Source organism: Nitrosopumilus sp. Nsub (genome assembly GCF_001541925.1).
In the GTDB taxonomy this organism is placed as follows: domain Archaea; phylum Thermoproteota; class Nitrososphaeria; order Nitrososphaerales; family Nitrosopumilaceae; genus Nitrosopumilus.
Genome location: NZ_LQMW01000018.1, coordinates 1 through 24,129, shown reverse-complemented (window position 1 = coordinate 24,129; position 24,129 = coordinate 1). Strand labels below are relative to the sequence as shown.

At 30.4% G+C, this 24,129-nt stretch carries 29 protein-coding genes; 16 read left to right on the top strand and 13 right to left on the bottom strand.

Features of this window, described 5'->3' with window-relative positions; all coding sequences use genetic code 11:
* Nucleotides 1-26: 26 nt before the first annotated feature.
* Nucleotides 27-878 (bottom strand): dihydropteroate synthase, encoded by an 852-nt coding sequence (gene folP / locus AW732_RS04535; protein WP_067959169.1) that lies wholly within the window; start codon nucleotides 876-878, stop codon nucleotides 27-29.
* A 34-nt stretch (nucleotides 879-912) separates the two neighbouring features.
* Here folP and AW732_RS04530 point away from each other — a divergent pair, with 34 nt between their 5' ends.
* From AW732_RS04530 to AW732_RS04510, 5 genes are read left to right on the top strand one after another with little or no spacing between them, the layout of a single operon-like run.
* Nucleotides 913-1,650 carry a 6-hydroxymethylpterin diphosphokinase MptE-like protein gene (locus tag AW732_RS04530; protein ID WP_067959167.1) on the top strand — a complete coding sequence of 246 codons (738 nt, stop codon included), beginning with the start codon at nucleotides 913-915 and terminating at the stop codon, nucleotides 1,648-1,650.
* A 34-nt stretch (nucleotides 1,651-1,684) separates the two neighbouring features.
* Nucleotides 1,685-2,251 (top strand): hypothetical protein, encoded by a 567-nt coding sequence (locus AW732_RS04525; RefSeq protein ID WP_067959162.1) that lies wholly within the window; start codon nucleotides 1,685-1,687, stop codon nucleotides 2,249-2,251.
* A 4-nt stretch (nucleotides 2,252-2,255) separates the two neighbouring features.
* Nucleotides 2,256-3,779 carry a glutamine-hydrolyzing GMP synthase gene (guaA, locus tag AW732_RS04520; RefSeq protein ID WP_067959159.1) on the top strand — a complete coding sequence of 508 codons (1,524 nt, stop codon included), beginning with the start codon at nucleotides 2,256-2,258 and terminating at the stop codon, nucleotides 3,777-3,779.
* Between the two features lie 9 nt (nucleotides 3,780-3,788).
* Nucleotides 3,789-4,145, top strand: coding sequence for a hypothetical protein (locus AW732_RS04515; RefSeq protein WP_253805566.1), 357 nt, complete (start codon nucleotides 3,789-3,791; stop codon nucleotides 4,143-4,145).
* Between the two features lie 8 nt (nucleotides 4,146-4,153).
* Nucleotides 4,154-4,414: a DUF2024 family protein gene (locus AW732_RS04510; RefSeq protein WP_067959152.1), complete on the top strand. Its 261-nt coding sequence runs from the start codon at nucleotides 4,154-4,156 to the stop codon at nucleotides 4,412-4,414.
* Here the strand turns inward: AW732_RS04510 and AW732_RS04505 are convergent, their stop codons facing one another.
* The 3 genes from AW732_RS04505 to AW732_RS04495 are packed head-to-tail and all read right to left on the bottom strand — an operon-like array spanning nucleotide 4,415 to nucleotide 8,712.
* Nucleotides 4,415-5,284 (bottom strand): ROK family protein, encoded by an 870-nt coding sequence (locus tag AW732_RS04505; RefSeq protein WP_067959148.1) that lies wholly within the window; start codon nucleotides 5,282-5,284, stop codon nucleotides 4,415-4,417. It abuts the gene before it with no gap.
* 39 nt (nucleotides 5,285-5,323) lie between these two features.
* Nucleotides 5,324-6,952, bottom strand: a complete 1,629-nt coding sequence (gene thsB, locus AW732_RS04500; protein ID WP_067959146.1) for a thermosome subunit beta — start codon at nucleotides 6,950-6,952, stop codon at nucleotides 5,324-5,326.
* Nucleotides 6,953-6,996: 44 nt separating this feature from the next.
* Entirely contained in the window at nucleotides 6,997-8,712 is a 1,716-nt protein-coding gene (locus tag AW732_RS04495) for an adenine deaminase C-terminal domain-containing protein (protein WP_067959143.1), read from the bottom strand.
* 117 nt (nucleotides 8,713-8,829) lie between these two features.
* On the opposite strand from AW732_RS04495, the gene AW732_RS04490 reads away from it, so the two are divergent.
* A complete protein-coding gene (locus AW732_RS04490) occupies nucleotides 8,830-9,111 on the top strand; it encodes a 50S ribosomal protein L44e (protein WP_067959140.1) in 282 nt (93 codons plus the stop codon).
* On the top strand, nucleotides 9,108-9,305 hold the full coding sequence (locus AW732_RS04485; protein ID WP_067959137.1) for a 30S ribosomal protein S27e: 198 nt from the start codon (nucleotides 9,108-9,110) through the stop codon (nucleotides 9,303-9,305). Before AW732_RS04490 ends, AW732_RS04485 begins: the two co-directional genes overlap by 4 nt.
* Here the strand turns inward: AW732_RS04485 and AW732_RS04480 are convergent.
* From AW732_RS04480 to AW732_RS04460, 5 genes are read right to left on the bottom strand one after another with little or no spacing between them, the layout of a single operon-like run.
* Complete coding sequence (locus tag AW732_RS04480; RefSeq protein WP_067959134.1) at nucleotides 9,288-9,872, bottom strand: NTP transferase domain-containing protein; 585 nt, start codon at nucleotides 9,870-9,872, stop codon at nucleotides 9,288-9,290. The genes AW732_RS04485 and AW732_RS04480 overlap by 18 nt on opposite strands.
* On the bottom strand, nucleotides 9,869-10,594 hold the full coding sequence (cobS, locus tag AW732_RS04475; protein ID WP_067959131.1) for an adenosylcobinamide-GDP ribazoletransferase: 726 nt from the start codon (nucleotides 10,592-10,594) through the stop codon (nucleotides 9,869-9,871). The genes AW732_RS04480 and cobS overlap by 4 nt, the downstream gene beginning before the upstream one ends.
* Nucleotides 10,587-11,558: a cobalamin biosynthesis protein gene (locus AW732_RS04470; RefSeq protein WP_067959128.1), complete on the bottom strand. Its 972-nt coding sequence runs from the start codon at nucleotides 11,556-11,558 to the stop codon at nucleotides 10,587-10,589. The genes cobS and AW732_RS04470 overlap by 8 nt, the downstream gene beginning before the upstream one ends.
* Complete coding sequence (locus tag AW732_RS04465; protein ID WP_067959125.1) at nucleotides 11,555-12,394, bottom strand: cobyric acid synthase; 840 nt, start codon at nucleotides 12,392-12,394, stop codon at nucleotides 11,555-11,557. The genes AW732_RS04470 and AW732_RS04465 overlap by 4 nt, the downstream gene beginning before the upstream one ends.
* Nucleotides 12,391-13,473, bottom strand: a complete 1,083-nt coding sequence (locus AW732_RS04460) for a histidinol-phosphate transaminase (protein WP_067959122.1) — start codon at nucleotides 13,471-13,473, stop codon at nucleotides 12,391-12,393. The genes AW732_RS04465 and AW732_RS04460 overlap by 4 nt, the downstream gene beginning before the upstream one ends.
* Nucleotides 13,474-13,556: 83 nt before the next feature.
* Between AW732_RS04460 and asd the strand changes: the two genes are divergently transcribed.
* From asd to cyoE, 3 genes are all read left to right on the top strand, one after another.
* Nucleotides 13,557-14,633, top strand: coding sequence for an aspartate-semialdehyde dehydrogenase (gene asd, locus AW732_RS04455; RefSeq protein ID WP_067959118.1), 1,077 nt, complete (start codon nucleotides 13,557-13,559; stop codon nucleotides 14,631-14,633).
* A gap of 103 nt (nucleotides 14,634-14,736) precedes the next feature.
* Nucleotides 14,737-15,171, top strand: a complete 435-nt coding sequence (locus AW732_RS04450; RefSeq protein WP_253805565.1) for an Lrp/AsnC family transcriptional regulator — start codon at nucleotides 14,737-14,739, stop codon at nucleotides 15,169-15,171.
* A gap of 4 nt (nucleotides 15,172-15,175) precedes the next feature.
* Nucleotides 15,176-16,105, top strand: coding sequence for a heme o synthase (gene cyoE / locus AW732_RS04445; protein WP_067959115.1), 930 nt, complete (start codon nucleotides 15,176-15,178; stop codon nucleotides 16,103-16,105).
* Here the strand turns inward: cyoE and AW732_RS04440 are convergent.
* Nucleotides 16,100-16,309 (bottom strand): hypothetical protein, encoded by a 210-nt coding sequence (locus tag AW732_RS04440; RefSeq protein ID WP_067959112.1) that lies wholly within the window; start codon nucleotides 16,307-16,309, stop codon nucleotides 16,100-16,102. The two genes, cyoE and AW732_RS04440, sit on opposite strands and share 6 nt — an antisense overlap.
* 90 nt (nucleotides 16,310-16,399) lie before the next feature.
* On the opposite strand from AW732_RS04440, the gene AW732_RS08730 reads away from it, so the two are divergent.
* Both AW732_RS08730 and AW732_RS04435 read left to right on the top strand, forming a co-directional pair.
* Nucleotides 16,400-16,555, top strand: coding sequence for a hypothetical protein (locus tag AW732_RS08730; RefSeq protein WP_172790394.1), 156 nt, complete (start codon nucleotides 16,400-16,402; stop codon nucleotides 16,553-16,555).
* A gap of 47 nt (nucleotides 16,556-16,602) precedes the next feature.
* Nucleotides 16,603-17,250 (top strand): SDR family oxidoreductase, encoded by a 648-nt coding sequence (locus AW732_RS04435; RefSeq protein WP_067959109.1) that lies wholly within the window; start codon nucleotides 16,603-16,605, stop codon nucleotides 17,248-17,250.
* 3 nt (nucleotides 17,251-17,253) lie between these two features.
* On the opposite strand, the gene AW732_RS04430 is transcribed toward AW732_RS04435, so the two are convergent.
* A complete protein-coding gene (locus AW732_RS04430) occupies nucleotides 17,254-17,895 on the bottom strand; it encodes a PqqD family peptide modification chaperone (RefSeq protein ID WP_067959106.1) in 642 nt (213 codons plus the stop codon).
* A gap of 39 nt (nucleotides 17,896-17,934) precedes the next feature.
* Nucleotides 17,935-18,993 carry an S-methyl-5-thioribose-1-phosphate isomerase gene (gene mtnA / locus AW732_RS04425; RefSeq protein WP_067959104.1) on the bottom strand — a complete coding sequence of 353 codons (1,059 nt, stop codon included), beginning with the start codon at nucleotides 18,991-18,993 and terminating at the stop codon, nucleotides 17,935-17,937.
* Between the two features lie 185 nt (nucleotides 18,994-19,178).
* Here mtnA and AW732_RS04420 point away from each other — a divergent pair, with 185 nt between their 5' ends.
* Entirely contained in the window at nucleotides 19,179-19,544 is a 366-nt protein-coding gene (locus AW732_RS04420; RefSeq protein ID WP_067959101.1) for a hypothetical protein, read from the top strand.
* The gene (locus tag AW732_RS04415; RefSeq protein WP_067959098.1) at nucleotides 19,525-20,352 is read left to right on the top strand and encodes a glycosyltransferase family 2 protein; all 828 of its coding nucleotides are present in this window, start codon (nucleotides 19,525-19,527) and stop codon (nucleotides 20,350-20,352) included. Before AW732_RS04420 ends, AW732_RS04415 begins: the two co-directional genes overlap by 20 nt.
* Before the next feature lie 3 nt (nucleotides 20,353-20,355).
* Here AW732_RS04415 and AW732_RS04410 read toward each other — a convergent pair whose 3' ends face one another.
* A complete protein-coding gene (locus AW732_RS04410) occupies nucleotides 20,356-22,410 on the bottom strand; it encodes an STT3 domain-containing protein (RefSeq protein WP_067959096.1) in 2,055 nt (684 codons plus the stop codon).
* 100 nt (nucleotides 22,411-22,510) lie between these two features.
* Here AW732_RS04410 and accC point away from each other — a divergent pair, with 100 nt between their 5' ends.
* Both accC and AW732_RS04400 read left to right on the top strand, forming a co-directional pair.
* Nucleotides 22,511-23,845 (top strand): acetyl-CoA carboxylase biotin carboxylase subunit, encoded by a 1,335-nt coding sequence (accC, locus tag AW732_RS04405; RefSeq protein ID WP_067959093.1) that lies wholly within the window; start codon nucleotides 22,511-22,513, stop codon nucleotides 23,843-23,845.
* Between the two features lie 63 nt (nucleotides 23,846-23,908).
* The coding region (locus tag AW732_RS04400; protein ID WP_156416066.1) for a hypothetical protein at nucleotides 23,909-24,129 on the top strand (221 nt) is incomplete at its 3' end.

Below are 24,129 nucleotides of genomic sequence, written 5' to 3'. Positions count from 1 at the left end.
TTAAAAATTGATTATAAGCCTTTGCGTTATTTTGATAATTTTGTAGCAATTGTAATTGCGTCTCGAGTAGCCCCAACATTATGAGTACGTATGATATTAGCTCCATTTAAAACGGAAATTGCTTCAGCAGTAATAGATCCAAACAATCGATCAGAAGGATTTTCTTTTTGTAAAAGACTTCCGATTAGAGATTTATTGGAAACTGAGATCAAAATAGGATATTTCATTTTTAAGGAATTAAGATTTTTAATGATAGATAGATCTCTTTCAACCCAATTGGTTTTGATTTTTGTAAAAAATTTACCTTTTCCAGTTTTTCTAAAAAATCCTATTGCAGGATCCAATACAATTTGTTTATCTGACACATGACAATCTTTTGCAATTTTTAAACTATTTTTAAGAAGTTTTTTTGTTGAATTAACTGGATTTCCCAAAATTGGTTTTGAATCATATGCACATAAAATTAATGAAGGATGAAATTTAGAAATTACATCTTTCATGTTTTCATCATATTTCAATCCAGAAATATCATTAATGATTTCAACATCATTTTCTAATGCAGTTTTAGCTACACTGGATCTACAGGTGTCAACAGATATTGGAAGATTAGTATGACTTTGAATAATTTTAATTGCATCAAGAAGTCTCTTAGATTCAACTTTTTCAGAAACAGTAGTTGATAGATAAGGTGCTGTTGACATTCCTCCTACATCAATAAAATCTGCACCATCATTTTCCATTTGAATTACAGTGTTTTTAATTTTCATATGAGTTGTATTGATTGATTTTTTGTAAAATGATTCAGGACTAGTATTCAAAATTCCCATTATCCGAACAGGATTTCGCCCTCCAACAGAAATATTTGCAATTTTTGTCATATAGTTTATCAAAACCTCATACAATTTGAGTTATATGATGATTCCAGGTTGGAAAAAAAGATATCAATCAATTTTAAAAGAATTGAATTATTCTGAAAAAAAAGATAAAGAATCAGCCATAATTCTAGACACTATTTTAAAAGAAACCGATAATACTCAAAAAATTAAAAAATTAATTCAAGGAAAAACAGTTTTTGTAGTAGGCTCTGGACCATCTTTGTCATTTGCAATACCCAAATTGAAAAAATTGAAAAAATCTATTAAAATTGCAGCGGATAGTTCATTAAAACCACTTTTAGAAAATGGAGTTATTCCAGACATAGTTGTAACAGATTTAGACGGAGATGAAGATGCAATTAAAAAATTATCCAAAAGGAAATCAATTTTTGTCATACATGCACATGGAGATAATATTGAAAAATTACACATGGTAAAAAAAATTAAAAATAGTATTGGAACAACTCAAACAGAACCATTTAATAAAATTCAAAATTTTGGAGGATTTACAGATGGGGATAGAGGAGTATTTTTAGCAAGTCATTTTGAAGCAAAAAGAATTATTCTTTTTGGTATGGATTTTGGAAGACGAATTGGAAAATTTTCCAATACAAAAAAATCTGACAGAGATACAAAATTAAAAAAATTAAAAATAGGCAAAGATCTTTTAATTTGGTTATCGACGATCACAAAATCAGAATTATTTACCACATCAAAATCAATTGAAGGGTTTAAAAAAATATCATATAAAGAACTGGATATCATAATTACCTAGAATGCATTTATACCCATTGCTGATTAATTAAATTATGAAATTTTCTGAAGAGCAAGTAAAAGAAATAGTTGCCCTAAGAGAGGATCTGATGAAACAAGTTGATAAACACCAGGAAGGAATAGAAATGTTAGAAAAAAATATCACGGTACTGGATGGATTTCTAAAAGATTCCAGTTTTGTTAAAGCATCTAAATTAGATACAAAAATTGAGCCTAAAGAAGAAAGAGAAATTTCAAAACCAGTTGAGAACTCAATTCCAATTAAAAGAGGAAATGATGGAAAAATCATTGCTAATGCATATGTAACACCAGAACAAGTCTCAATAATTTTAGATGAACAAATTTTGATTAATGCAGATACACCACCTTTCAAATCATTCTTTTTAGATAGAATTATTGGAGAAATGAAGAAAAAAGATTTTGTTGAAGCAGAAAATGGAAAAATCCAAAAAGAATCAGTCATTGATTACATAATTAATAAGAATGGAAGCGACATTAGAGAAATTATTATTAAAAATTATAGAGAAAAACAAAGAGTGACAGAATTAATCAATACAGCAGGATGGTCATTAACTAGAATGTTGGAAAATATTAGCAAGTGATATCATGGATAAAATTTTAGTTTTAGATTTTGGTTCACAGTATAGTCATTTAATTTGTAGAAGGATTAGAGAATTTTCAGTTTATGCAGAATTAGTACCATTTGATATTAGTTATGAAGAAATTCAAAAACATAATCCAACAGGAATAATTTTTTCAGGAGGACCATCAAGTGTTTATAGTTCTGAAGCTCCAGTACCAGAAAATAAAATTTTTGAAATGGATTTACCACTTTTAGGAATTTGTTACGGTCATCAATTAATTGTAGATAAATTTGGAGGTAAAGTAAAAAGAGCCAATAAAGAATACGGTTCGTCACTTTTAACAATAGATAACGATAGTGATTTACTAAATGGAATTGGTGAATCGGTTCGTGCATGGATGAGTCATGGGGATGAAGCTGAAGAGATCCCATCAGGATTTAAAATAATTGGCCATACAGAAGGAGCTAAAGCTGCAGCAATTGCATCAGATGAAAAATCAGTGTATGGAATTCAATTTCATCCAGAAGTAGTTCATACAGAACAAGGTACAGAAATTCTTAAGAATTTTGTTCTAAAAGTTTGTAAGGCAAAACAAGAATGGACAATGGAAGGTTTTATTGATTCAGCAGTAGAAAAAATTTCCAAAATTGAAGGAAATGTATTGTGTGGTGTTAGTGGAGGAATAGATTCTACAGTTGTAGCACTACTGATTGATAAAGCCATTGGAAATAGACTCAAGTGTGTTTTTGTCGATAATGGTTTGTTGAGATTAAATGAAGAAAAAGAAGTAGAAGAAATGTTCAAAGATAATTTTAAAGTGAATTTTACATCAGTTGATGCAGGAAACCAATTCCTTGAAAAATTAAAAGGAGTAGAGGATCCAGAATTAAAAAGAAAAATCGTTGGCGAAGAATTTATTCATGTTTTTACAAATTTTGCTGAAAAAGAAGGTCCATTCAAATGGTTAGCACAAGGAACTCTATATCCAGATGTAATAGAAAGTGGAGTTTCTAAAGGTCCAGCAGATGTAATAAAATCACATCACAATGTGGGAGGATTACCAGATTGGTTAAATTTAGAAATTTTAGAACCATTAAGAGAATTGTATAAAGACGAAGTAAGACAAATTGCAAAAATTTTAGGGGTTCCTGAAAAACTTTTCATGAGACATCCATTTCCAGGTCCGGGATTGTCAGTTAGAATAATGGGAGAAATTACTCAGACAAAATTACAGATCTCAAAGATTGCAAGTAAAATAGTTGAAGAAGAATTAATGGAAGCTGGATTTTATACAAAAGTTTGGCAGGCATATGCAGCAGTAGGAGACGATAAAGCAGTGGGAGTAGTTGGAGACGAGAGAAAATATGGAAACATTGTTATGATTAGAGTCGTAGATTCTATTGACGCAATGACTGCTGACTGGACTAGACTGCCACATGGAGTTTTAGAAAAAATGAGTAATAGAATAACTAATGAAATTGAAGATGTTACTTGGGTAACATATACTATTTCAAGTAAACCACCAGCAACAATTGAGCCACAATAAGTGATAAGAATGAATTACGATAAAATCTGTGATGAAATTTTAGAGTTGAGCCAGAATATCAGATATGCAGCAGTTTATGATTATGGAGAATTACATGACAAAATCAGACCAGGTGTAAAATCTCATTTATCAAGAGAAGAAACTGAAACATCATTATCACAAGCAATTTACCGTTGGTCAACAAGGAAGAAAACAGCCGATAAAATCGGTACACCAATTTTTGCATTAGCAAAATATGAAAAAATTTACAGAATTACAATACCAATTGGAGGAGCAGGACTAATTTTGATCACTACAGAATTAGATGTAGATGTAAATCAAATTGTAGATAAAATTCTTGAAATTAGAGATTTACATAGCAATTAGTGATAAAAATGGATTTTCATGTTTTTGACACATATGTAAAAGCAAATGATGGTCATACAATGCATTTTGATGTAATAACTGATAAAAAAAATAATGAAGAAGCAATTTCTTTTGCAAAGGAATGGTTAAGATCAATTAATGAAAATGATGCCATAGTAACTAGCGAAGAATGTAAATTTTGTCATTCAGAATCAGTTCCAGAAGATGTAGAGATTGAAATTATGACAAATGGTTATTTTATTGCAAAAATGGAAGGATGTCCAAAATAATTAATCTAAAAGTGCAGCTCCAAATACTCCTGAAGAATCACCAAGTTTATTTTTCAAAATAGGCGTATCAACAATATCCGAAAATACTTTTGCATATACAGAATTTTTTCCTTCATTATACAAAAACTCAATATTTGATAAACCGCCACCAAGAATAATTGCATCAGGATCTAAGATATCAATAACATTTGCAAGACCATAACCAAAATTTTCTAAAAATTCATCTTTCCAAGATTTGCCAATTTCAGAATTCAAATTATTAACTATTTCAGGCATAGATTGAGTTAATCCAGTCAATTGATTCCAACGTTTTTCCAAAGATGGGCCACTCAAATATGTCTCCACACAACCAGATTTACCACAATAACAAGAATTACCATTTTGGTGTAAAGTATGATGACCCCATTCACCTGCAATATTGGTTCTTCCACAATGAAGAGAATCACGAAATACAATTCCACCACCTACACCAGTACCTAAAATTACACCAAAAACAAAATCAAATCCAATTCCAGCACCCATTTTGGATTCAGATAAAGCAAAACAATTTGCATCATTTTCAAGAGAAATATTTTTTTTCAATTTGTTTTCAAGATCTTTTTTAAAAGATTTACCAATCAAACATTGAGTGTTACTATTTTTGATCAGACCAGTGTTTTTAGAAATTGCGCCAGGACAACAAACACCTACAGAAAAATCAGAGATGTCTTGTGATGCATCATTTACCAAATCAACAATATTTTGTAGAATTTTTTCATAATCATCTTGAGGTGTAGGAACTCTTTTTCTTTGGAGAATATTTAGAGATTCATCTAAAACAATAATTTCAGTTTTAGTACCACCTAAATCTATTCCAATTTTATTCAACAATAATTTATGATTAGTAGTATGATTAAGTTTTAACTGAATTTATCCCATTGGAGGCATGCCGCCGCCTCCGCCGCCTGGACCACCAGATATAGCGATAACATCATCAATTCTTAGTATCATACATGCTGCCTCAGTTGCAGATTTGATAATTTGTTCTTTAACTGCAATTGGTTCTACAACATTAATTGCCATCATATCAGCAATCTTAGTATTTTTTGCGTCAATACCAGTCCATTTTTGACCTTGATTTTGTTTTGATCTTAAAGTGGCCATAGTATCAATTGGATCCATTCCGGCATTCTCAGAAATTGTTAATGGGATAACTTCTAAAGCTTCAGCGTACTTTTTAATTGCAAGTTGTTCTCTTCCATCAAAATTATCAGCCCAATCTTTTAGTTGTGATGCTGCAAATGATTCAGGAGCTCCTCCACCTGCAACAATTTCGGGTTTTTCAATTACATCTTTTACTACCATTAGAGAATCATGAATAGAGCGGTCAACTTCATCTATTACTCTTTGAGTGCCCCCACGAATTAGCAAAGTTACAGATTGTGGATGTTTGCAACCCTCAATGAAGACCCATTTATCAGATTCTACTTTCTTTTGGTGAGCCAAATCTGCTGAACCAAGATCTTTTTCAGTTAAATCATCTAAATTACTAATTACACGTCCATCAGTAGCTTTTGAAAGTTTAATCATATCACTTTCTTTAACTCGTCTGACTGCCATAATACCATGTTTTGCTAGATAATGTTGTGCGATATCATCAATTCCTTTTTGACAAATCAGAACATTTGCTCCAACATCATGTAATTTATCAACCATAGTTTTGAGCATTCTATTTTCTTCTTCTAAGAACATTTGCATTTGAGTTGGGTCAGTAATTCTAATTTCTGCACTCATTTCAGTTTTCTCAATTTCTAATGCAGAGTTAATCAATGCAATACTTGCATTATCAATTCTAGTAGGCATTCCACTATGAACAATTTCTTTATCTAAAACAATTCCCTTTACTATTTGGGTATCATCAATTGAACCACCTGGTTTCTTTTCAACTTTAATATTTTCAAGATCAACAAAATATTCATCACCTTTTTTGGTTGCGATACTAAGAATTGCATCAACTACAATTTTTGATAAGCTACTACTATCTTCAGAAATTAATTTTGATTGCATGCTTGTTGAAGCAATTTTTAGAAGTGATGTTTTGTCATCTGGTTCTACTTTTTGAGATAATTGTGAATAAATTTCAAGAACTTTTTCAGATGCTGCTTGAAAACCTTCAATAATAGTTGAAGAATGAACATCTTTTTTCAAGAGATCTTCTGCTCTTGCTAATAATGCACCACCAAAAACTACAGAAGAAGTTGTTCCATCACCTACTTCATTATCAACTGTTTTTGAAATTTCAACAATCATTTTGGCTGCTGGGTGTTGAACATCGATTTCTTTTAGAATGGTTGCACCATCATTTGTAATTGTAACGTCACCTAAGGAATCAACTAACATTTTATCAAGACCACGAGGTCCAAGACTACTTTTCACTAATTCTGCAACGAGTTTGGCTGCAGCAATGTTGTTTTGTTGTGCATCTTTGCCTTTTTGTTGTAATGCACTTTCTTTAAGAACTAATACAGGTCCATTTGGTCCTTGTTGAATTGATGCCATTTAGTTTCATTTTCGATTCTCAAAATCCCCCTTTTTAACATTGCCTAATTAATAGGCGATATGTAAGATCGCTTTTTAACATCTACAATTCCACCTGCAAGAATTCTTACAGAAGGCAGTGCTAAAAATGGCAAAAACAAGGGCATTAAATGTGGTCTTTTAAATTTACAACCCAAATCCACTATTGAATTATTGATCTGTTCAAAATTAGATGAAACAGTCTCAAAAGAATCGGTTGAAACAATTCCTCCAAATTGTAATGGCAGTGAAGCAAGAATTTTTCCAGATTTAACGACAACTATTCCACCTTGATTTTTAATTAAATGATTTGATGCAATTGCCATATCAGAATCATTTGAACCAAGTACAATCAAATCATTTTCATGAAAACTCCAAGTTGAAGCAAATGCACCTATTTCAGCACCAAAATTTTCAAGAAATCCTACAGAGTGTTTATTTGTACCATGAATTCTGTCAAATGCCGCAATTTTCCAAATATCTTTGTCTATTGATGCAGAAACATAACCATCTTTAGTACTAAGTTCTGTTTCGCCTAATTTAGTAATGATTTCATTTAACATGAAAATAGTATTTGCTTTAACATTATCTTTTTTAGATTTAATTAGAAAGTCATTTTTTGAGAATTTTTTTAGTTTAACAGTATTTTTAATCCATGGAGAAATTATATTTTTTCTAATACGAGATACAAAAGAACCGTTGGAAACAATTAATTTTCCTCCAACAAAAACATGTTTTGGTTTGAATGATTTTAGATTATCAAAAACCAAAATATCAGCTAATTTTCCAGGAGCTATTCCCCCAAGGTCTTTTCCCATATTATAATAATCAAAATTATTTTTTGATGCCATTGTAACTGCATCAATAGGATCTAAACCAAGTTTGATAGATTCTCTAATACAATAATCAATGTGACCAAATTTAGAAATATCTAATGGATCAAGACCATCAGAACAAAACATTAATCGATCACGATATGTTCCATGAGATAAAATATGTGGAATAATTTCTTTTAGATCACGACGGATAGAACCTTCTCTAATCATTACCCACATTCCTAATCGTAGTCTTTCTAACACTTGTTCAAAATTAATTGGTTCATGACAAGAAAGAATTCCTGATGAAATATACGCATTAAGTTTTTTGTCACTTGCACCTGCAGTATGTCCATTAATGATACAATCATGTTCCAACATTGTTGAAAGTGATTTCATTGTTTTTGGTTCACGTGAAGTTACTTTAGTCCATGAAAAAACTTCTCCCATTCCAAGTACATGAGGGTGTTTAATTGCAGTTTTTTCTTGTGATGGAGTTAATGATTTACTATTACTAAATTTTGCATCAACAGGTAGTCCACCTGGAACTGTTTGAAATATTCGAATAGGTAAATTTTCTCCTAGTTTAAGAAATTCTTGAAAACCTTTGTTGCCAGCTACACTTACAATATCAATAGGATCTGAAAAAAGAGAAGTTACGCCACAAAGAAGAGCTTGTTTTGCAAATTCAGAAGGCAATACAAATTGATCAATATGTAAATGAGGATCTGCAAATCCAGGACTGACAAATTTATTTTTGATGTCAATGATCTTGGTTTTTGGTCCTATAGCATGAGTTGCATCTGGACCAACATATGCAATGCGATCATTAATTATTGCGATCTGAGTATTTGGAATAATTTCTCGAGTGTATACTGACAATAAGTTACAATTTTTTAAAACTAGATTTGCTTTCTTTTCACCCATAGCTACAGAATTTAGAGAGTTGATTGAGACAGATAGGCTTGAATTCATAATATTGGATAAAATTTATGACTATTATAGGTTCAATGCTTAAATTACGGGTGAAGAGGTTTTGTTGATATGAACATTCCAAAGGTGGTCAGAAAGTATTGTGCAAAATGTAAAACACATACTGATCAAAAGATCTCCATTTACAAGGCTGGAAAAAGAAGAGGTTCTGCTAGAGGCGAACGTCGACACGCTGAACGTAAACAAGGATATGGTGGACAAAAGTTCCCAAAACTCGCAAAACCAGCCAAAGTTACTAAGAAAGTTACTCCTATTATGACATGTACTGTTTGTAAAAAGAAATACAATAAAACAGGGGTAAGAATTAAGAAATTTGAGTTGGTAGCAGCATGAAGAAAGATCACATCGGAGTTCCAAAACCATCAAGTAAGTTTCAGAAAGTTAATTGTGATGAATGTGGTGAATTACAAATAGTATATTCTCATGCATCTACAAATATTGCATGTAACTCATGCGGTAATACAATTTCAGAACCAACAGGTTCAAAAGCAAAAATAAACGGTAAAGTTTCAGGCAGTGCCGAGTAATTCATAATCTTCTTTTGTGTTTAGATTCAATGCAATTCTTTTATCATCTATAATGATATAGTGTTCATTCAAATTTTCAGATGAATTAATTTTATTTGCATTAATTAAGGAAATTCCAGTGTAATTACATTTTTGGTTATCACAAGTAACAAAATAATCAGATTGTAATCCAAGAGAAGTTAAAAATTTGTTAGTTACTAAAATGCTAGTCCAAGTTTTTTCAGGATTGTAACAGTTAACAATTTTTTTTATTATTTCTTTATCTAAAAGAGGCAAGTCACCTGAAGTTACTAATACAGAATCATTAATAGATTGAAGCACTGATGTTAAGTCTTCAGCATATCCAATTCCATTTGTATTGACAATATCAATATTATTTTCTTGTAATAGTTTTTTTGTTTTTGGAGAATTCGAACTAGTCAAAGCTAAAATTTTTGAAAAACAATTTGACTCTTTTAAAGAATCAACTACATGAAAAATTACAGGTTTTTTATATTCAAGTAATAATTTTTCATTATCTAAATTCATTCTTGTACCCTTACCACCAGCCATGATCAAACCAATCATAACGATACAAACACCATCAAAGATGCTAAACGAGTTATTTCATTAGTAGAACCGAGTACGTCTCCAGTAATACCACCAAAACTACGCGTAGATATTCCTAAAATGATCATTGTAACAACAAAAGTGACTGCAAGCATTACAAGACCAGTTGTTTCACCAAGTAAAGCAACAGGAATTATCATAATTACAAATGCTAGCATTAATTTTCTTTTATCTTTCATAGTCTGAACAAATGATGAGTTTGAGCCTAATGATGCAGAGTTTCCCAGGCTTGCCATTAAAACCATGGAAAATTTTGCTAAAATTTCACTAATCAAAATTGCCTTAAACAAATCAAAACCAGTAGTTAGTGAAATTGTAACAACTAATCCAATAAGATACAACACAAGTGCTACAACTCCTGCAGAACCAGTAGAGAGATCTTTCATTGCATTAAGTTTTTTTTCTTTATTTCCTTTTACCATTAAACCATCAGCAAAATCAGCTAAACCATCAGCATGATGAATTCCTGTCAAAATTGCAATTGATGTAACAACAAGAAAACTAACCAATAGGGGATCCAAAAGAAATGATAAACCAAAACCAAAACCACCAACTAAAATGCCAAGTATTATTCCCACAACAGGAAAGAGATACATGTATTTTGCAGTTTCATTTAAGGTTGAATTTGATGATGGTAAAATGGTTAAAAAAGAAAAAACAGAACCAATTTCTTTAAACATAAAGCCACCATCCAACCATAGATAAAATAATAATTATTGGGATAGTAATAATTCCAAAGAAAAGAATTGATGTTAATTTCATGATTTTAATTGCAGATGTAACATGTTGTTTTGTAAGAATTATTTCTCCATCACCTAATTTGTAATGATTAATTTTTTCAAATTTTGTTTCTAATGCTCCGGCTAATGCCGCCATTGGATATCCAGCATTAGGACTTTCAGTTTTTTTACCATCACGAATCATTACTTTGTAAGAATTTTTCCAATCATTTTGTAAAATAGCTGCTGAAAGAACCATCATTAATCCTGTCAGTCTAGATGGGATATAATTTAAGATTGTATCACATTTAGCTGTAAACCATCCTAAATTTTTAAAAAGTTCATTTTTGTATCCAACCATTGAATCAGCTGTATTGATGATTCGATATACAAATGCACCAAATAAACCAAAAAATGCATAATAAAACATTGGTCCAGTAATACCATCAACAGTATTTTCACTAATACTTTCAAGCACGCCTGAAAGTACGTGATTTTTGTCTAATTTTGTAGTATTTCGCTTGACAATCATTGATAAATAATTTCTTGCCAAATCAAGATCATTACTCTCTAAAGAATCAAGTACGCTAATTGCATGTTTTTCCATTCCACGAATTGCAATAGTTGTTTTAAGTAATAATGCACCCACAACTACAGATAAAATTAATGAAATATAATCAATAGAAATCAAAGAGATTCCAAAATTTAGACCAAATAATAACAAAATAACTACACTAGAGATAGTGATTATCATTATTGTACCACCAATTTTTTCAAGTATTGGATTTTGATTTTTTGTAAGAGTTGTAAATTTTGCAATGAATATTCCTATCCAAGCTGTTGGATGATAACGATTTTTTGGATCTCCAAAAATTAAATCAATTAAAATTGCAAAACCAATTACAGTAATAGACTCAATAATCATTGCAACATTTTCTCAATTGATGTAATATCCATATTTGATTTAACAATTTTTGATAATTTGTTTAATTCATTATCAATTTTTTTAATATTTTTTTTATTCCAAACAATATCTTTAGGATTAGAATTAAGAGAATCCTCTTCAGGTAAATTTAATGAAATTAATGGAATTGTTCCAATCACAGGTACATTTGTAAGATTTTTTAATTTTTTGAATCCTGGCTTTAAAACATCAATATCTCCACGAAATTTATTAAAAATAAATCCTTTAACTAATTTTTGATAATGTTTTTCTATTAAAGCCATAGTTCCAGCTAAACTAGCAAATGAACCCCCCTTATCAATATCCGTAACTAATAATACATTTGCGTTTGCTTTTTTTGCAATTTTCATATTTGCAATATCATATTTCTGTAAATTAATTTCTGCAGGAGAACCTGCACCTTCCATAATTACTAAATCAAAATTCTTTTGTAAAGTTTTCAAAGATTTTGAGGCCAATTTCATACCTTCAGTGTTTACAAATTTTTCATAGTATTCTTTTGCATGCATTTTTTTAAATCGCTTACCATTCAAATAAACAACACTAGAATAGTTCCCAACTGGTTTTAATAAAATAGGATTCAAATCTGGCATAATTTCACACCTTGCACCAAAAGCCTGAATTGCTTGAGCACGAGAAATTTCAAAATCAGGTGTAATATATCCAAAATTGGACATATTTTGAGACTTGAATGGAGCCACACTGTAACCTTTGTCTGAAAAAATTCTACATAAGGCAGCAACTAATGTTGTTTTTCCAGAACCTGAAGAGGTTCCTTGAATCATCAAAGATTTCATTTTATTGTCTCCAATGCAGATACCAATTTGACATTATCTTTATGAGATTTAACAGCAATTCGAAAATAATGGTTGTTTAATCCTCTAAAATTTTTACAATCACGAATTAAAATTTTGTTTTTTAATAATTTTTTTTGTAGTTTTGTTGAATTATATTTTGTTTTAATTAAAATAAAATTAGTTGAAGAAGAAATACATTCAAATCCATCAATTGAAGAAACATTCTTGTTCAAAAATTTTAATTCCTTCTTAATTATTAAATTAGATTTTTTGATATGAGATTTGTTTTTAATTACTTCATTTGCTGCGTCTTGTGCAATAGAGTTTACACTCCATGGAATTTTGATTTTTTGTAAAATTTTTATTATTTTTTTAGAACCACATGCATATCCAATTCGTATTCCAGGTAAACCAAAGGATTTTGTTAAAGATCTTAAAATGAAAAGATTGTCATATTTTTTTACAAAGGATATAACAGATTCATCACCATCAGGTACTAATTCAATAAAACATTCATCAATGAAAACTAAAGTTTTTAATTTTTTTGCCTTGATAATTATTGACAACAATTCTTTTTTTGACAATAATTCTCCAGTTGGATTATTAGGATTACAAAGAAAAACACATCCATTTTTTGGGATTTGTGACAGAAATGAATCCATTTCTGTTGAGAGATTTAATGATTTAAAATAAGATATTTTACAATCATTTAATTTTACTGCAGTCTCATATTCTTGAAATGTCGGAATATGAATTAACACTTTAGTGGTTTTAGATAAAAAGGCATAGCAAAAATTGTATAAAATTTCAATTGCACCATTTCCAACAATAATATTTGATTTTGGTAAATGAGTATATTTCTCTAAATTTAGAGTTACATTCTCAGAACTTGGATCAGGATAAAATTGGACTTTATCAAAATTTTTTTTGATTATTGATTTTACAGAACTAGGAACTCCTAAAGGAGTGATATTTGAGCTAAAATCAATAATATTCTGATCGCTGTTTTTGAAAGGAATTTTTCCCCCATGAATTACCGGAGAATGTCTACGAATAGATGATTTTGTGTTAATTATCACAGTTCAAAATGGAGTTGGCTAATTTAGTATGTTTTGGTAATTCTGAAAACGATTATTAATTGAAACAGATCTAATTTCTCATTATGGAGAAGAAAAAAGTTGCAATTATTGGGGTTACAGGTTCAGTAGGTCAAGAATTTGTCCAATCATTGAATGATCACCCATGGTTTGAGGTAACTCAAATTGCAGCTTCTGAGCGCTCTGCAGGTAAAAAATATCTTGATGCTATTAGAAATGAAGGAGGAATTATCATGTGGGATGTAGGTGGCGAAATCCCAGAATATATCAAATCAATGACTGTAAAGAAAGTTGACGATCTTGATACATCACAATTAGACTTAGTATTTTCAGCAGTAGAATCACAGGCTGCAATAGATATTGAAACTAAGATGGCAGCAGAATTACCAGTAGTCTCAACTAGTTCTGCTTATAGATATGAAGATGATGTTCCAATTCTCATTCCAGGAATAAATGATGAACAAACTGAATTGATTGAAACTCAAAAGAAAAACCGTAACTGGAAAGGATTTGTGGCACCACTACCAAACTGTACAACTACAGGTTTGGCAATTACACTAAAACCATTACTTGAGAAATATGGTGCAAAAAAAGTCATGATGACTTCAATGCAAGCAATTTCAGGTGGAGGAAAATCAGGTGTTTCTGCAATGGGAATTACAGATAACATATTACCATACATCCCAAAAGAAGAAGGGAAAGTTAGATTAGAAACAAGAAAAATTTTAGGAAAACTAATTGATGGTAAAATCCAAGATGCAGATATTAAAATTAGTTGTACCTGTACTAGAGTTCCCGTAATTGATGGTCATACTGAATCAGTTTTTGTAGAGACAACAGAAGAAATTGATCCTTCTAAAGCAAAGGAAACTTACAATCAAAGTAACAAAGACATCTCAGTTGCAGGATTACCTTCTGCTCCAAAAGATTACTATGCATTTCATGAAGATCCAACAAGACCACAACCTAGAATGGAAAGAACAGTTGGTGATGGAATGACTACAACAATTGGAAGAGTTGAAAAAGAAGAATTGTTTGATAATGGTTTGAAATACATGCTATTTTCTCATAATAAGAAAATGGGTTCAGCAAAAGGAGCTGTTCTTTTAGCAGAAATGTTATACAAAAAAGGTAAAATTTAGAAATTAATTGTAATTTTTACAATAATAACTTTATAAGAACCTGAAATCTACATCGGTTTAGGTGTTTTAGACGACAAAAGTTGATGATTTGGACTTACAGATATTGTCAGAATTATCTAATGATGCATCAATTTCAGTTCCACGATTATCAAAAAAAATAGATGTGAATTCATCAGTAGTATATTCAAGAATCAAAAGATTAGTTAAAAGAAAATTAATTGAGCGATTTACTATAGAAGTAAACGATTCAGAGTTAGGTTATGAAGTAAAAGCATTAACTGGAATTAACATTGATACTAAACAAAGAGATAATGTAATTGAACAATTATTCAAAATTGATGGAGTAAGAGAAGTTGCAGAAGTTACAGGCAGATTCGATATTTTAGTAACAATGTATTCAAGATCATTGGATCAAATGCACAAAATGGTTTCAGAAAAAATTGGTAAAGTTGAAGGAATTCAATCATCAGAGTCATTTATTGAGATGAAGTCACGAACGAAAGCAATGCCATATATGCCATCAAATACTGGTGAGTAGCATATTGCAAAAACAGACAACTAGTTCAAGAGTCGCAGTTTATTATGAATTAACAAAACCAAAAATTTGGTATTTACTTGTATTTACTGCATTTGGTGCAGCATTAACAGCATCAAATATTTACAATATTCCAATTTCGATAGAAACGTGGGCATTAATGTTGTTTTCAGTTGCAGCAGGTTCTGCAGCAGCAAATACTTTGACAAATTATCACGATAAAGACATTGATGCAATAATGGAAAGAACAAAAGACAGACCTCTTCCATCAAAGAGAATTTATCCAGCAGTTAAAGCAAGAAATTTTGGACTAGCATTAGCTGGAATTTCACTAGTTCTGGCATTTGCAATTTCATTTACAACAACAATAGAACAAGGAATTTGGGCAACAGTATTCATTGCATTTGGATTAGTAAACAACGTTGTTGTTTATTCATATGTACTAAAACGAAACTCTAGAACAAATATTATTTTAGGTGGATTATGTGGTGGTTCACCTCCAATGATTGGTTGGGTAGCAGTAACTATGTCAGATTTATGGACAATGGGTCTTGCAATGGCAGGATTAGTGTTTATTTGGATTCCAATGCATATTTGGGCTTTAACACTACATTTCAAAGAAGATTACAACAAAGTAGATGTTCCAATGCTAACAGCAGTACAGTCTGAAAAGACATCTGCAAGAGCTATTGCATTATCAACTGTTGTAATGGTGTTATTTTCTATTGCACCATTTTTCATTACAACTGAAAATGGAGAAGATATGGTAGGTGATGTTTACTTGTGGACTGCAGTTGCATCAGGAGCACTAATGGTGGGATTATCAATTTGGGTTACAGTAAAACCAATGGAAAAAGCTGCATGGACATTGTTTAAATTTTCCAGTCCTTACCTGGCAGTATTATTTATTGCATTAATGGTAGATTCTGCATTATAAGATACTATTATTATCATCCAAACTATTAAGATCCTTTGTAATTTTATAATGATCTTTTACCAGATTTTCAACTTCAGTTTTTAATTCTGGAGAATTCCATTCAGATTTAATTAATGAAGATAATTTAGCAACAATATTCCATTGTAAAGTATTTTGTTCATCTATTAATTTTAAAAATTCTTTTCCTTTTTCATCATCATTCATAATTTTGCAATAAATTACAGCGATAAAAAAGTTAGTGAGGTAATTACATTATTTCAAAGTTTTATTAACAAATACTATTAATTTTCAATATTGCAATGTAGTATTTCAGAATGTAAAGAAAAAGCCATACAAACTGTCAAAATTAGTTTTAAAGAAAATAGAAATTTATGTAAAAAACATTTGAAAATATTTGTAAATAAAGATGAAAAATATGCTCCAACTTTTTCTAAAGCCTCAAAATTCTAATTTAAGTGGATAATGAAATTTAATTATGACTGAGTTTTTGTAAATGTATGACTAAAGCAATTGTTTTAGGTGGTTCTCGTGGAATTGGAAAAGCAATTTCAGATTCTTTAAAAGCAATTGATATAGATGTTTTAGCAACTTCTCAAAAAGACATTGATACATCAAATCTTGATAGTGTAAAAGAATTTTTAAAAAATAATAATGAAACAGATATTTTAATTCTCAATACAGGAGGTCCAGAACCAAAACCATTTTCAACCATTACTGAAGAGGATTGGAATAAATATCACAATCAATTATTTTTAGGATTTTGTATCATATTACAAAATATCAGAATAAATGATGAAGGATACATATTTTTGATTAGTTCAAGTGTAATTAAAGAACCAAATTCAAAACTGATTATATCATCAGCATACAGAGCAGCATTTTCAGAAGTTTTCAAAGTTTTGAGCAAAGAATATGCTCAGAAAAATATTAGCTGTATCAATATTGCACCTGGTCCAATTAACACAGATAGAACGCAAGAATTGATTGTAAATATAGAAGAGTTTGAGAAAACATTACCTATGAAAAGACTTGGAAAACCAGAAGAGATTGGAAATTTTGTAAAGGGAATAGTTGAAAACAATGTCAAATATCTATCAGGAGTTACAATAAACTTTGATGGCGCAAATTCTAATTCTATTTTCTAAAGATTATTTTTTAAATTCAACATTTGGTTGATCTGGTTGACCTGCAATTGCAATTAGTCCACCATCACGTAATTGTTGTAACAACTGCATCACTTCTTTTTCAACTTGATTTCTTTGTAATCCTGTTTGATTTGCAAATACTTCTACCAAATCAGTTACCTTACGTTGACCATTACATGATTTCCAAAAATCAACAATTGCTTGATTTACCATAAATCCTTGTTCGTGTTCATTAGCTAAAACCATAGACCCATCTTCTTGTTGTACTAATTTTCCAACACCTTGAGGTAATGCAGTTTCATAATTTATTGGAGCAGGAGTGTTTAGTCCATTTGCACCCATTTCTTTAATTTTCAGTTTACCTTCTTCAGTCATTTTATCCATTGTCCAGGCCGGTTCCCAAACAATTTCAATATTGACATTATTTACACCTGGAACTTTTTTAGCAAATCTAGTTGCATCTGCAACTAAAGTCTCATGTAATGGACATCCTTGAGTAGTCATTGTCATTTTAATATCAACATCATTATTTTGTTTAACATCAATTCCATAAATTAATCCCATTTCTACAATATTCAGAGGAACTTCAGGATCCATACATTGTTTCAAAGATTCTTCAATTGCTTGTGGGGAAACAGTACTCATATTTTATACTAAAATTAGAAAAACAATAAAAACTTTGTATTAATTAGCTTGGAATAATTTTGTAAGAGATTCTTCAAATGGTGCTGTAGCCACACCTTTTTCAGTAATAATTCCTGCAATTAGTTCAGGTGGAGTCATATCAAATGCAGGATTGATCACACCAATATCGTCAGGAGCAGTTTTTTTTTCACCAATTCCTGTAACTTCACTTCCTTTTCTCATTTCAATAATTACATCTTCAGCTTTTGTTTCCATATCAATTGTAGATAATGGTGCTGCAACATAAAATGGAATTCCATGTTGTTTGGCCATTGTTGCTACTTGATATGTTCCAATTTTATTAAAAACATGGCCAGTTTTAACAATTCTATCAGCGCCTACAACAACTTTGTTAACTAATCCATTTGCCATAGAATAACCAACGGCAGTGTCAGGAACTAAACTAACATCAAATCCATCATGTTTTAATTCAAATGCAGTTAATCGTGAACCTTGTTGAATCGGTCTTGTTTCAGTTGCAATTACTTTAACATTTTTTCCGCTTTCTCTTGTTGCACGAATCACACCTAATGCAGTTCCATATGCTACAGTAGCTAGAGCACCTGCATTACAATGAGTCATTATAGTATCATTATCATCAAATAAAGCAGAGCCATTTTTTCCCATGGATTTATTGATTTCAATGTCTTCATCTGCCATTTTTTTAGCAGTTGAAATAACTAACTCACGAATTTGGTCTGCAGTTTCTCCAGTTTTTGCAATATTCATAATTTTTTCTAATCCCCAACCTAAATTCACTGCAGTTGGTCTTGTTGCAAAAAGAATTTTTCTTGCTTCTTCCAAATCGGATAATAATTCTTCTTTTGTTGTTGCTTTACTTTGTAAAGCAGCTAATCCCAATCCAAATGCTCCAGATACTCCAATTGCAGGTGCACCTCTAACTATCAAAGTTTTGATAGCATTTGCAACTTGGTTAAAATCATCATATTCTACAAATATCAATTCATTTGGAAGTTTTGTTTGTTCAATCATTATTACTTTGTTATTTTTCCATTCAACTGTTCTTAATGAGGAATCAATAGTGATATTTCCAACCATAAATTAAAAAAAAATCTGCCATATTTAAAATAATTAATTAAAATAAAAATAAACAATTAAAAAATTGCCTAAAATAATTTACAAAAAAATTTCTAAATGTAATAATTCGCTCAAAAAATGGATTATTAATGAAAATAGGCACGTTATTCAAACAATAGTTTTATTGATAAATTGTGAATAGAATATTGGTAGAAAAAATGATAAAAGAATTATATCATAAAATGAGATTAGGTCAGTCTGTTATTTTCCCAGTGTTATCAATGATAAATTTTCTGATTATCTCATATTCGTTAACTACAATAAAAGATGTAATTCCAATCTATGTGTACATTCCAATTTTTGCCATAATTTTAATTTCAATACTAATGATAATTGGAAATATTTTCCGTAATAAACAACAGTCAACTGATTTTAACATGAATTTTAGCAAACAGACAAGTTTAATCAAATCAATTCGATTAATGTTAGAATCACAACCAAATAAAACTCCAGAAACAGAAGCATGGATTAAAGAATTAGAAAAAATGGAAAATGGAAGTAATAAATTATGATGTATTAATTCCTGCAAGGAATGAAGAAAACAATATCAAAAAAACATTAGAATCTATAAACAATCAGACTATCAAACCTAATTCAGTAATTGTTGTAAATGATAATTCAGTAGATAACACAGAAAAAATTGCGATATCAACGGGTGTAAAAGTAGTAAATTTTCCATATCAGCATAAAAACTGGGTAATTAATGGGAAATTAGGAATTGTATTTTCATTTGGTATGAATTTTTTTAATAGGAGTAATTCTCATTTTGTAATTTTAGGAGCAGATCACGTTTTACCTGAAAATTATGTGGAAGAAATAATTAAAAATATGAAAACAGACAATGTTGATTTAGCATCAGGAATTATAGAAAATGAAATTACAATTTCTCCTAGAGGTTCAGGAAGAATTTTTACAAAAAAGGCCATGGATTGTATTGAATGGAAATATCAACCAAATTGGGGTTATGAAACTTATGCATTATTTAAAATACAATCAGAAGGTATGAAAACTTCAGTATATCCAATCCTAACAAAAACTCAAAGACCAACTGGAACTAATTATAATAGTAAAAAATTTTATCATATGGGTTTTTCTTACAAAGCTTTAGGATATACTTCATTTTATGGCATTGGTCGAAGTTTAACTATAACAAAAAAATTTGGAATGTATAACGGTTTGATGTTTTCATTAGGTTTCTTTTCAAATCACAAGATTCGTTATAATAAAAAAATTTGTGAACAGTGTAAAAATAATTTAAAATATTCATGGATAGATTTGATTAATCACCCAAAACAACTATTTGATAAATTTAAAAATTAAAAATTATTCACTAATTTTTGAATTAGATAAATTTTCTATTGAAATATAATTTTTATTTACTTCATAAATAAAAATACCAGTCATTACACCAGGTTTTTGTTCAGTAAATGATGGTGAGGCATAAACTAATTTTAATGGATCATTACTATTTTCAGAATATTTAATATTATCCACAAAAATTCCTGTAAATCCTGGAACATATATTGGCATAATTTGATTATTTGGACCTGAATATGCAATTAAAGAAAATGGAATCATTTTACCTAATAGAGTTTCATTCCACAAATAATCAGTGCCACTAATTCCATCAAGATAAAGATATTTTTCAGTTGGTACACCAGCTATTTTTGTAAACCAGAATATTTTTGACTCATCCCCTCCACCTTCAATCAAATATAATAAATTGCCATCATAACTCATAAATTTTTGTCCAGCCACAAAGATCAATACATAATCACTCCCTGTTTCTTGAAGCATATTCCATGCATCATCAGGAGAACTAAGAAGAATATTTGCAACTTTCTGAATTTGTTTTGAATCTATTGTAGAATTATCTACAACAGTAGTTCTTTCAGACATTGTAGTAATCCAATATCCATAATCCCACCAAGATAAAATTATAGAGTCAGACGGAGTGTTTAGTTTAATCCACTCTAAAGATTCTTTCCAATCATTTGTTACTACTTTATATCCAGTTCCTCCATTTAGAATTGTAGCGGGTGCATCTAATATTGAAACCCAGTTTGATGCAGGAAATGTCAGTGGAAGAATCATTAGAATTAAAATTCCTCCCACGTAAGAAACTTTAATGATCTTATTTTGAATTGAATGTAATTGTTTTTTGTAGTTAAAAATTTCTTTTGTAATTATAGATAAACCAATTGAAGATAAAAATATCACAGATATTGATGTAAATAATTCTAATCTAACAAATGCAGAACCAACATAGACTCCTGTCAAGCCTAAAATTAGTGTAAATACCATCAAATCTCTTGGAAAATCTTTAGATGATTCTGATTTTAGTTTATTAAAAATTATCCAAAATGCTATCAAATGTTTTGGAAAAATTTGAGATGATTCTGATTTTAGTTTATTAAAAATTATCCAAGCTCCTAAGCCTGCAAAAATCATGAATATGGAATGCATAAAAAATGACTCATGAATTGTTGTTGTTGCATGTTCAGAAACTGAATCAACTAATGGATTAGTAGTTGTCAAAAATGGATTTATTGCATTTAGATAACGAAAGCTTGGAGAGGGTAAAAAATCATTTTCTACATTAATTATCAATACAGATGAACTAATCAATAGTATACTTGCCAACAAAATTAAATAATTTCGAGTTTGATTTTTAGAATTATTGAATTTGTGAATAAATGAACAAATAATTAAAAAGATTGTAGGTATAATTAAAGAAAATCCACCCATTCCCAATACAAATCCCATTCCAGGTCTCTCAAAAATTGCTGTAGTTATTAGTAATGAAATAACAAATACAGGAACACTCCAAATTAAAAATCCAATATCTTTTCTAAGAAAAGGAAGTGCAAAAATGAATATTCCAATAGGAATAATAAAAAATTGAATTCCTCCCCAAGATGCAAGACCAAATGCCATTAGTATTCCACCTCCAATTAATTTAGGTATTGTAATTTTTTTATTATCAGATTTAATTCCACTTAAAAATAAGTATAATCCAAATAATCCATAAAATAATCCCAATGGTTCAGATTTGAACCATCCCATAGATCCTCTAATTATAATTGGTACAGATATTGCAAAAAGTAAAGATGCAATTAGTCCAGCAGTTGTTCCACCTATAATTCTAACAAGTGCAAAAATTACAAAGGCAGTTAATGCACCAACTATACCAGGAAATAAAATTGTAAAATCATATAATTCCATACTACTACCAAAAATTTGATATGTAACTGCAGCAGTTACATGCAACATTACTTGAGAGGTTGCTGAAATATCTCGTCCATTAGGATACCAACTCTTAACATCATGCCAATCAAAGTATTCAATTAAACCATTATTTACAAGATCTTTAGACATATTACATGCATCGCTAAATTGTGTATCTGAATAATATTGTTTAGATGATTTTTTCAGACGTAAAAATATATTTATATAAAATTAAATATTTACTCTTTTTATGTTTAAAAAAATCTTAATTGCTAACCGTGGTGAGATTGCCGTTAGAATCCTTAGATCTTGTAAAGAACTGGGTATTCAAACAGTTTGTGTTCACTCGACAGCTGATGAAAGTAGCTTGCACGTAAAGTTAGCAGATGAATCGGTTTGTATCGGTCCTGCTAAACCAGGTTTAAGTTACTTAAACATCCCGGCCATCCTGTCTGCAGCGGAAATTACTGGTGCTGAAGCGATTCATCCCGGCTTTGGATTCTTATCTGAAAATGCTGACTTTGCAGCAATGTGTAAAAAGTGGAATGTTGAGTTTGTAGGTCCCTCAATAGAATGCATAAAAAGTATGGGAGATAAAATTCTCTCTAAGGAAATTGCAAAGGCCGCCGGCCTTCCGGTTTTAGAACCTATTCGAGTGAATGATCTAAGTGATAAAGAAATTATTGAAGAAGTAGATAAAATGAAATTCCCTGTTCTTATCAAAGCATCTGCTGGTGGTGGTGGACGAGGAATGAAGCGAATAGACAGTCATGATGATCTTCTACCTTCTATTTCACGATTAAAAACTGAAGCAAAGATTGGTTTTGGTGATGACACCTTGTTTATTGAAAAATTTATTACGAATCCAAGACATGTTGAAGTTCAAATCTTGGCGGATAAGCATGGTAATGTCGTTCACCTCGGTGAAAGGGATTGCACTGTTCAAAGAAGATTTCAAAAAGTAATTGAAGAATCCCCATGCCCTGTGATTACAGAAGAAAAAAGAAAAGAAGTTTGTGAATCAGCAGTCCACTTAGCTAAACATGTAAAGTATGATTCAGTTGGAACAGTAGAATATCTCTACGATCAAGACAGTGAACAATTCTACTTTATGGAAATGAATACTCGTATTCAAGTTGAGCATCCTGTATCAGAACTAAGAACGGGTATTGATCTTATTAGTCAGCAGATTAGGGTTGCTTCGGGGCTTGAGTTAACAATTGAGCAAAAAGATATAGTTTTCCACGGCCATTCAATAGAATGTAGAATTAATGCTGAGGATCCAGAAACTTCAGCTCCATGTCCGGGAGAAATAGTCCACTATCATAGACCGGGCGGAATAGGTATTAGAGTCGATGATTTCATCTATTCAGGCTATGTTGTCCCTCCGTTTTACGACTCCATGTTGGCAAAAGTTATTGTTCATGGACAAGACCGAGAAGCTTGCTTGGTTAGAATGGAAAGGGCTCTAGACGAAACAATTATTGAAGGAATTAAAACCAATAAAAATCTCCATTTAAGGATCCTGAGGGACTCAAGCTTTAGGGGAAATAATTACTCGACTAATTTTCTCACGAAAAAATAAAGTAAAATTATAGGTATATAACTCATTAAAAATAAAGGATTTTTACCTTTAGGGCTATGTACTATGGAAAAATATAAAACGGCAAAACAGCTGTATTCAGAAAGTAAATTTAAAACTGCTATAGAGTACTTCAAAGAGTCGTTTAACTCTGAAGTTTTAAATGAAAATGAAAAGATAGACTGCTTAACGCAGATTATAAAAATCCAAAAACTAATTGAAAAGAAAGAAGACTCTTCAAAAGTAGAAGAGGATTTAGCAGACTTCCTAATTCAAAAGAAAGAATA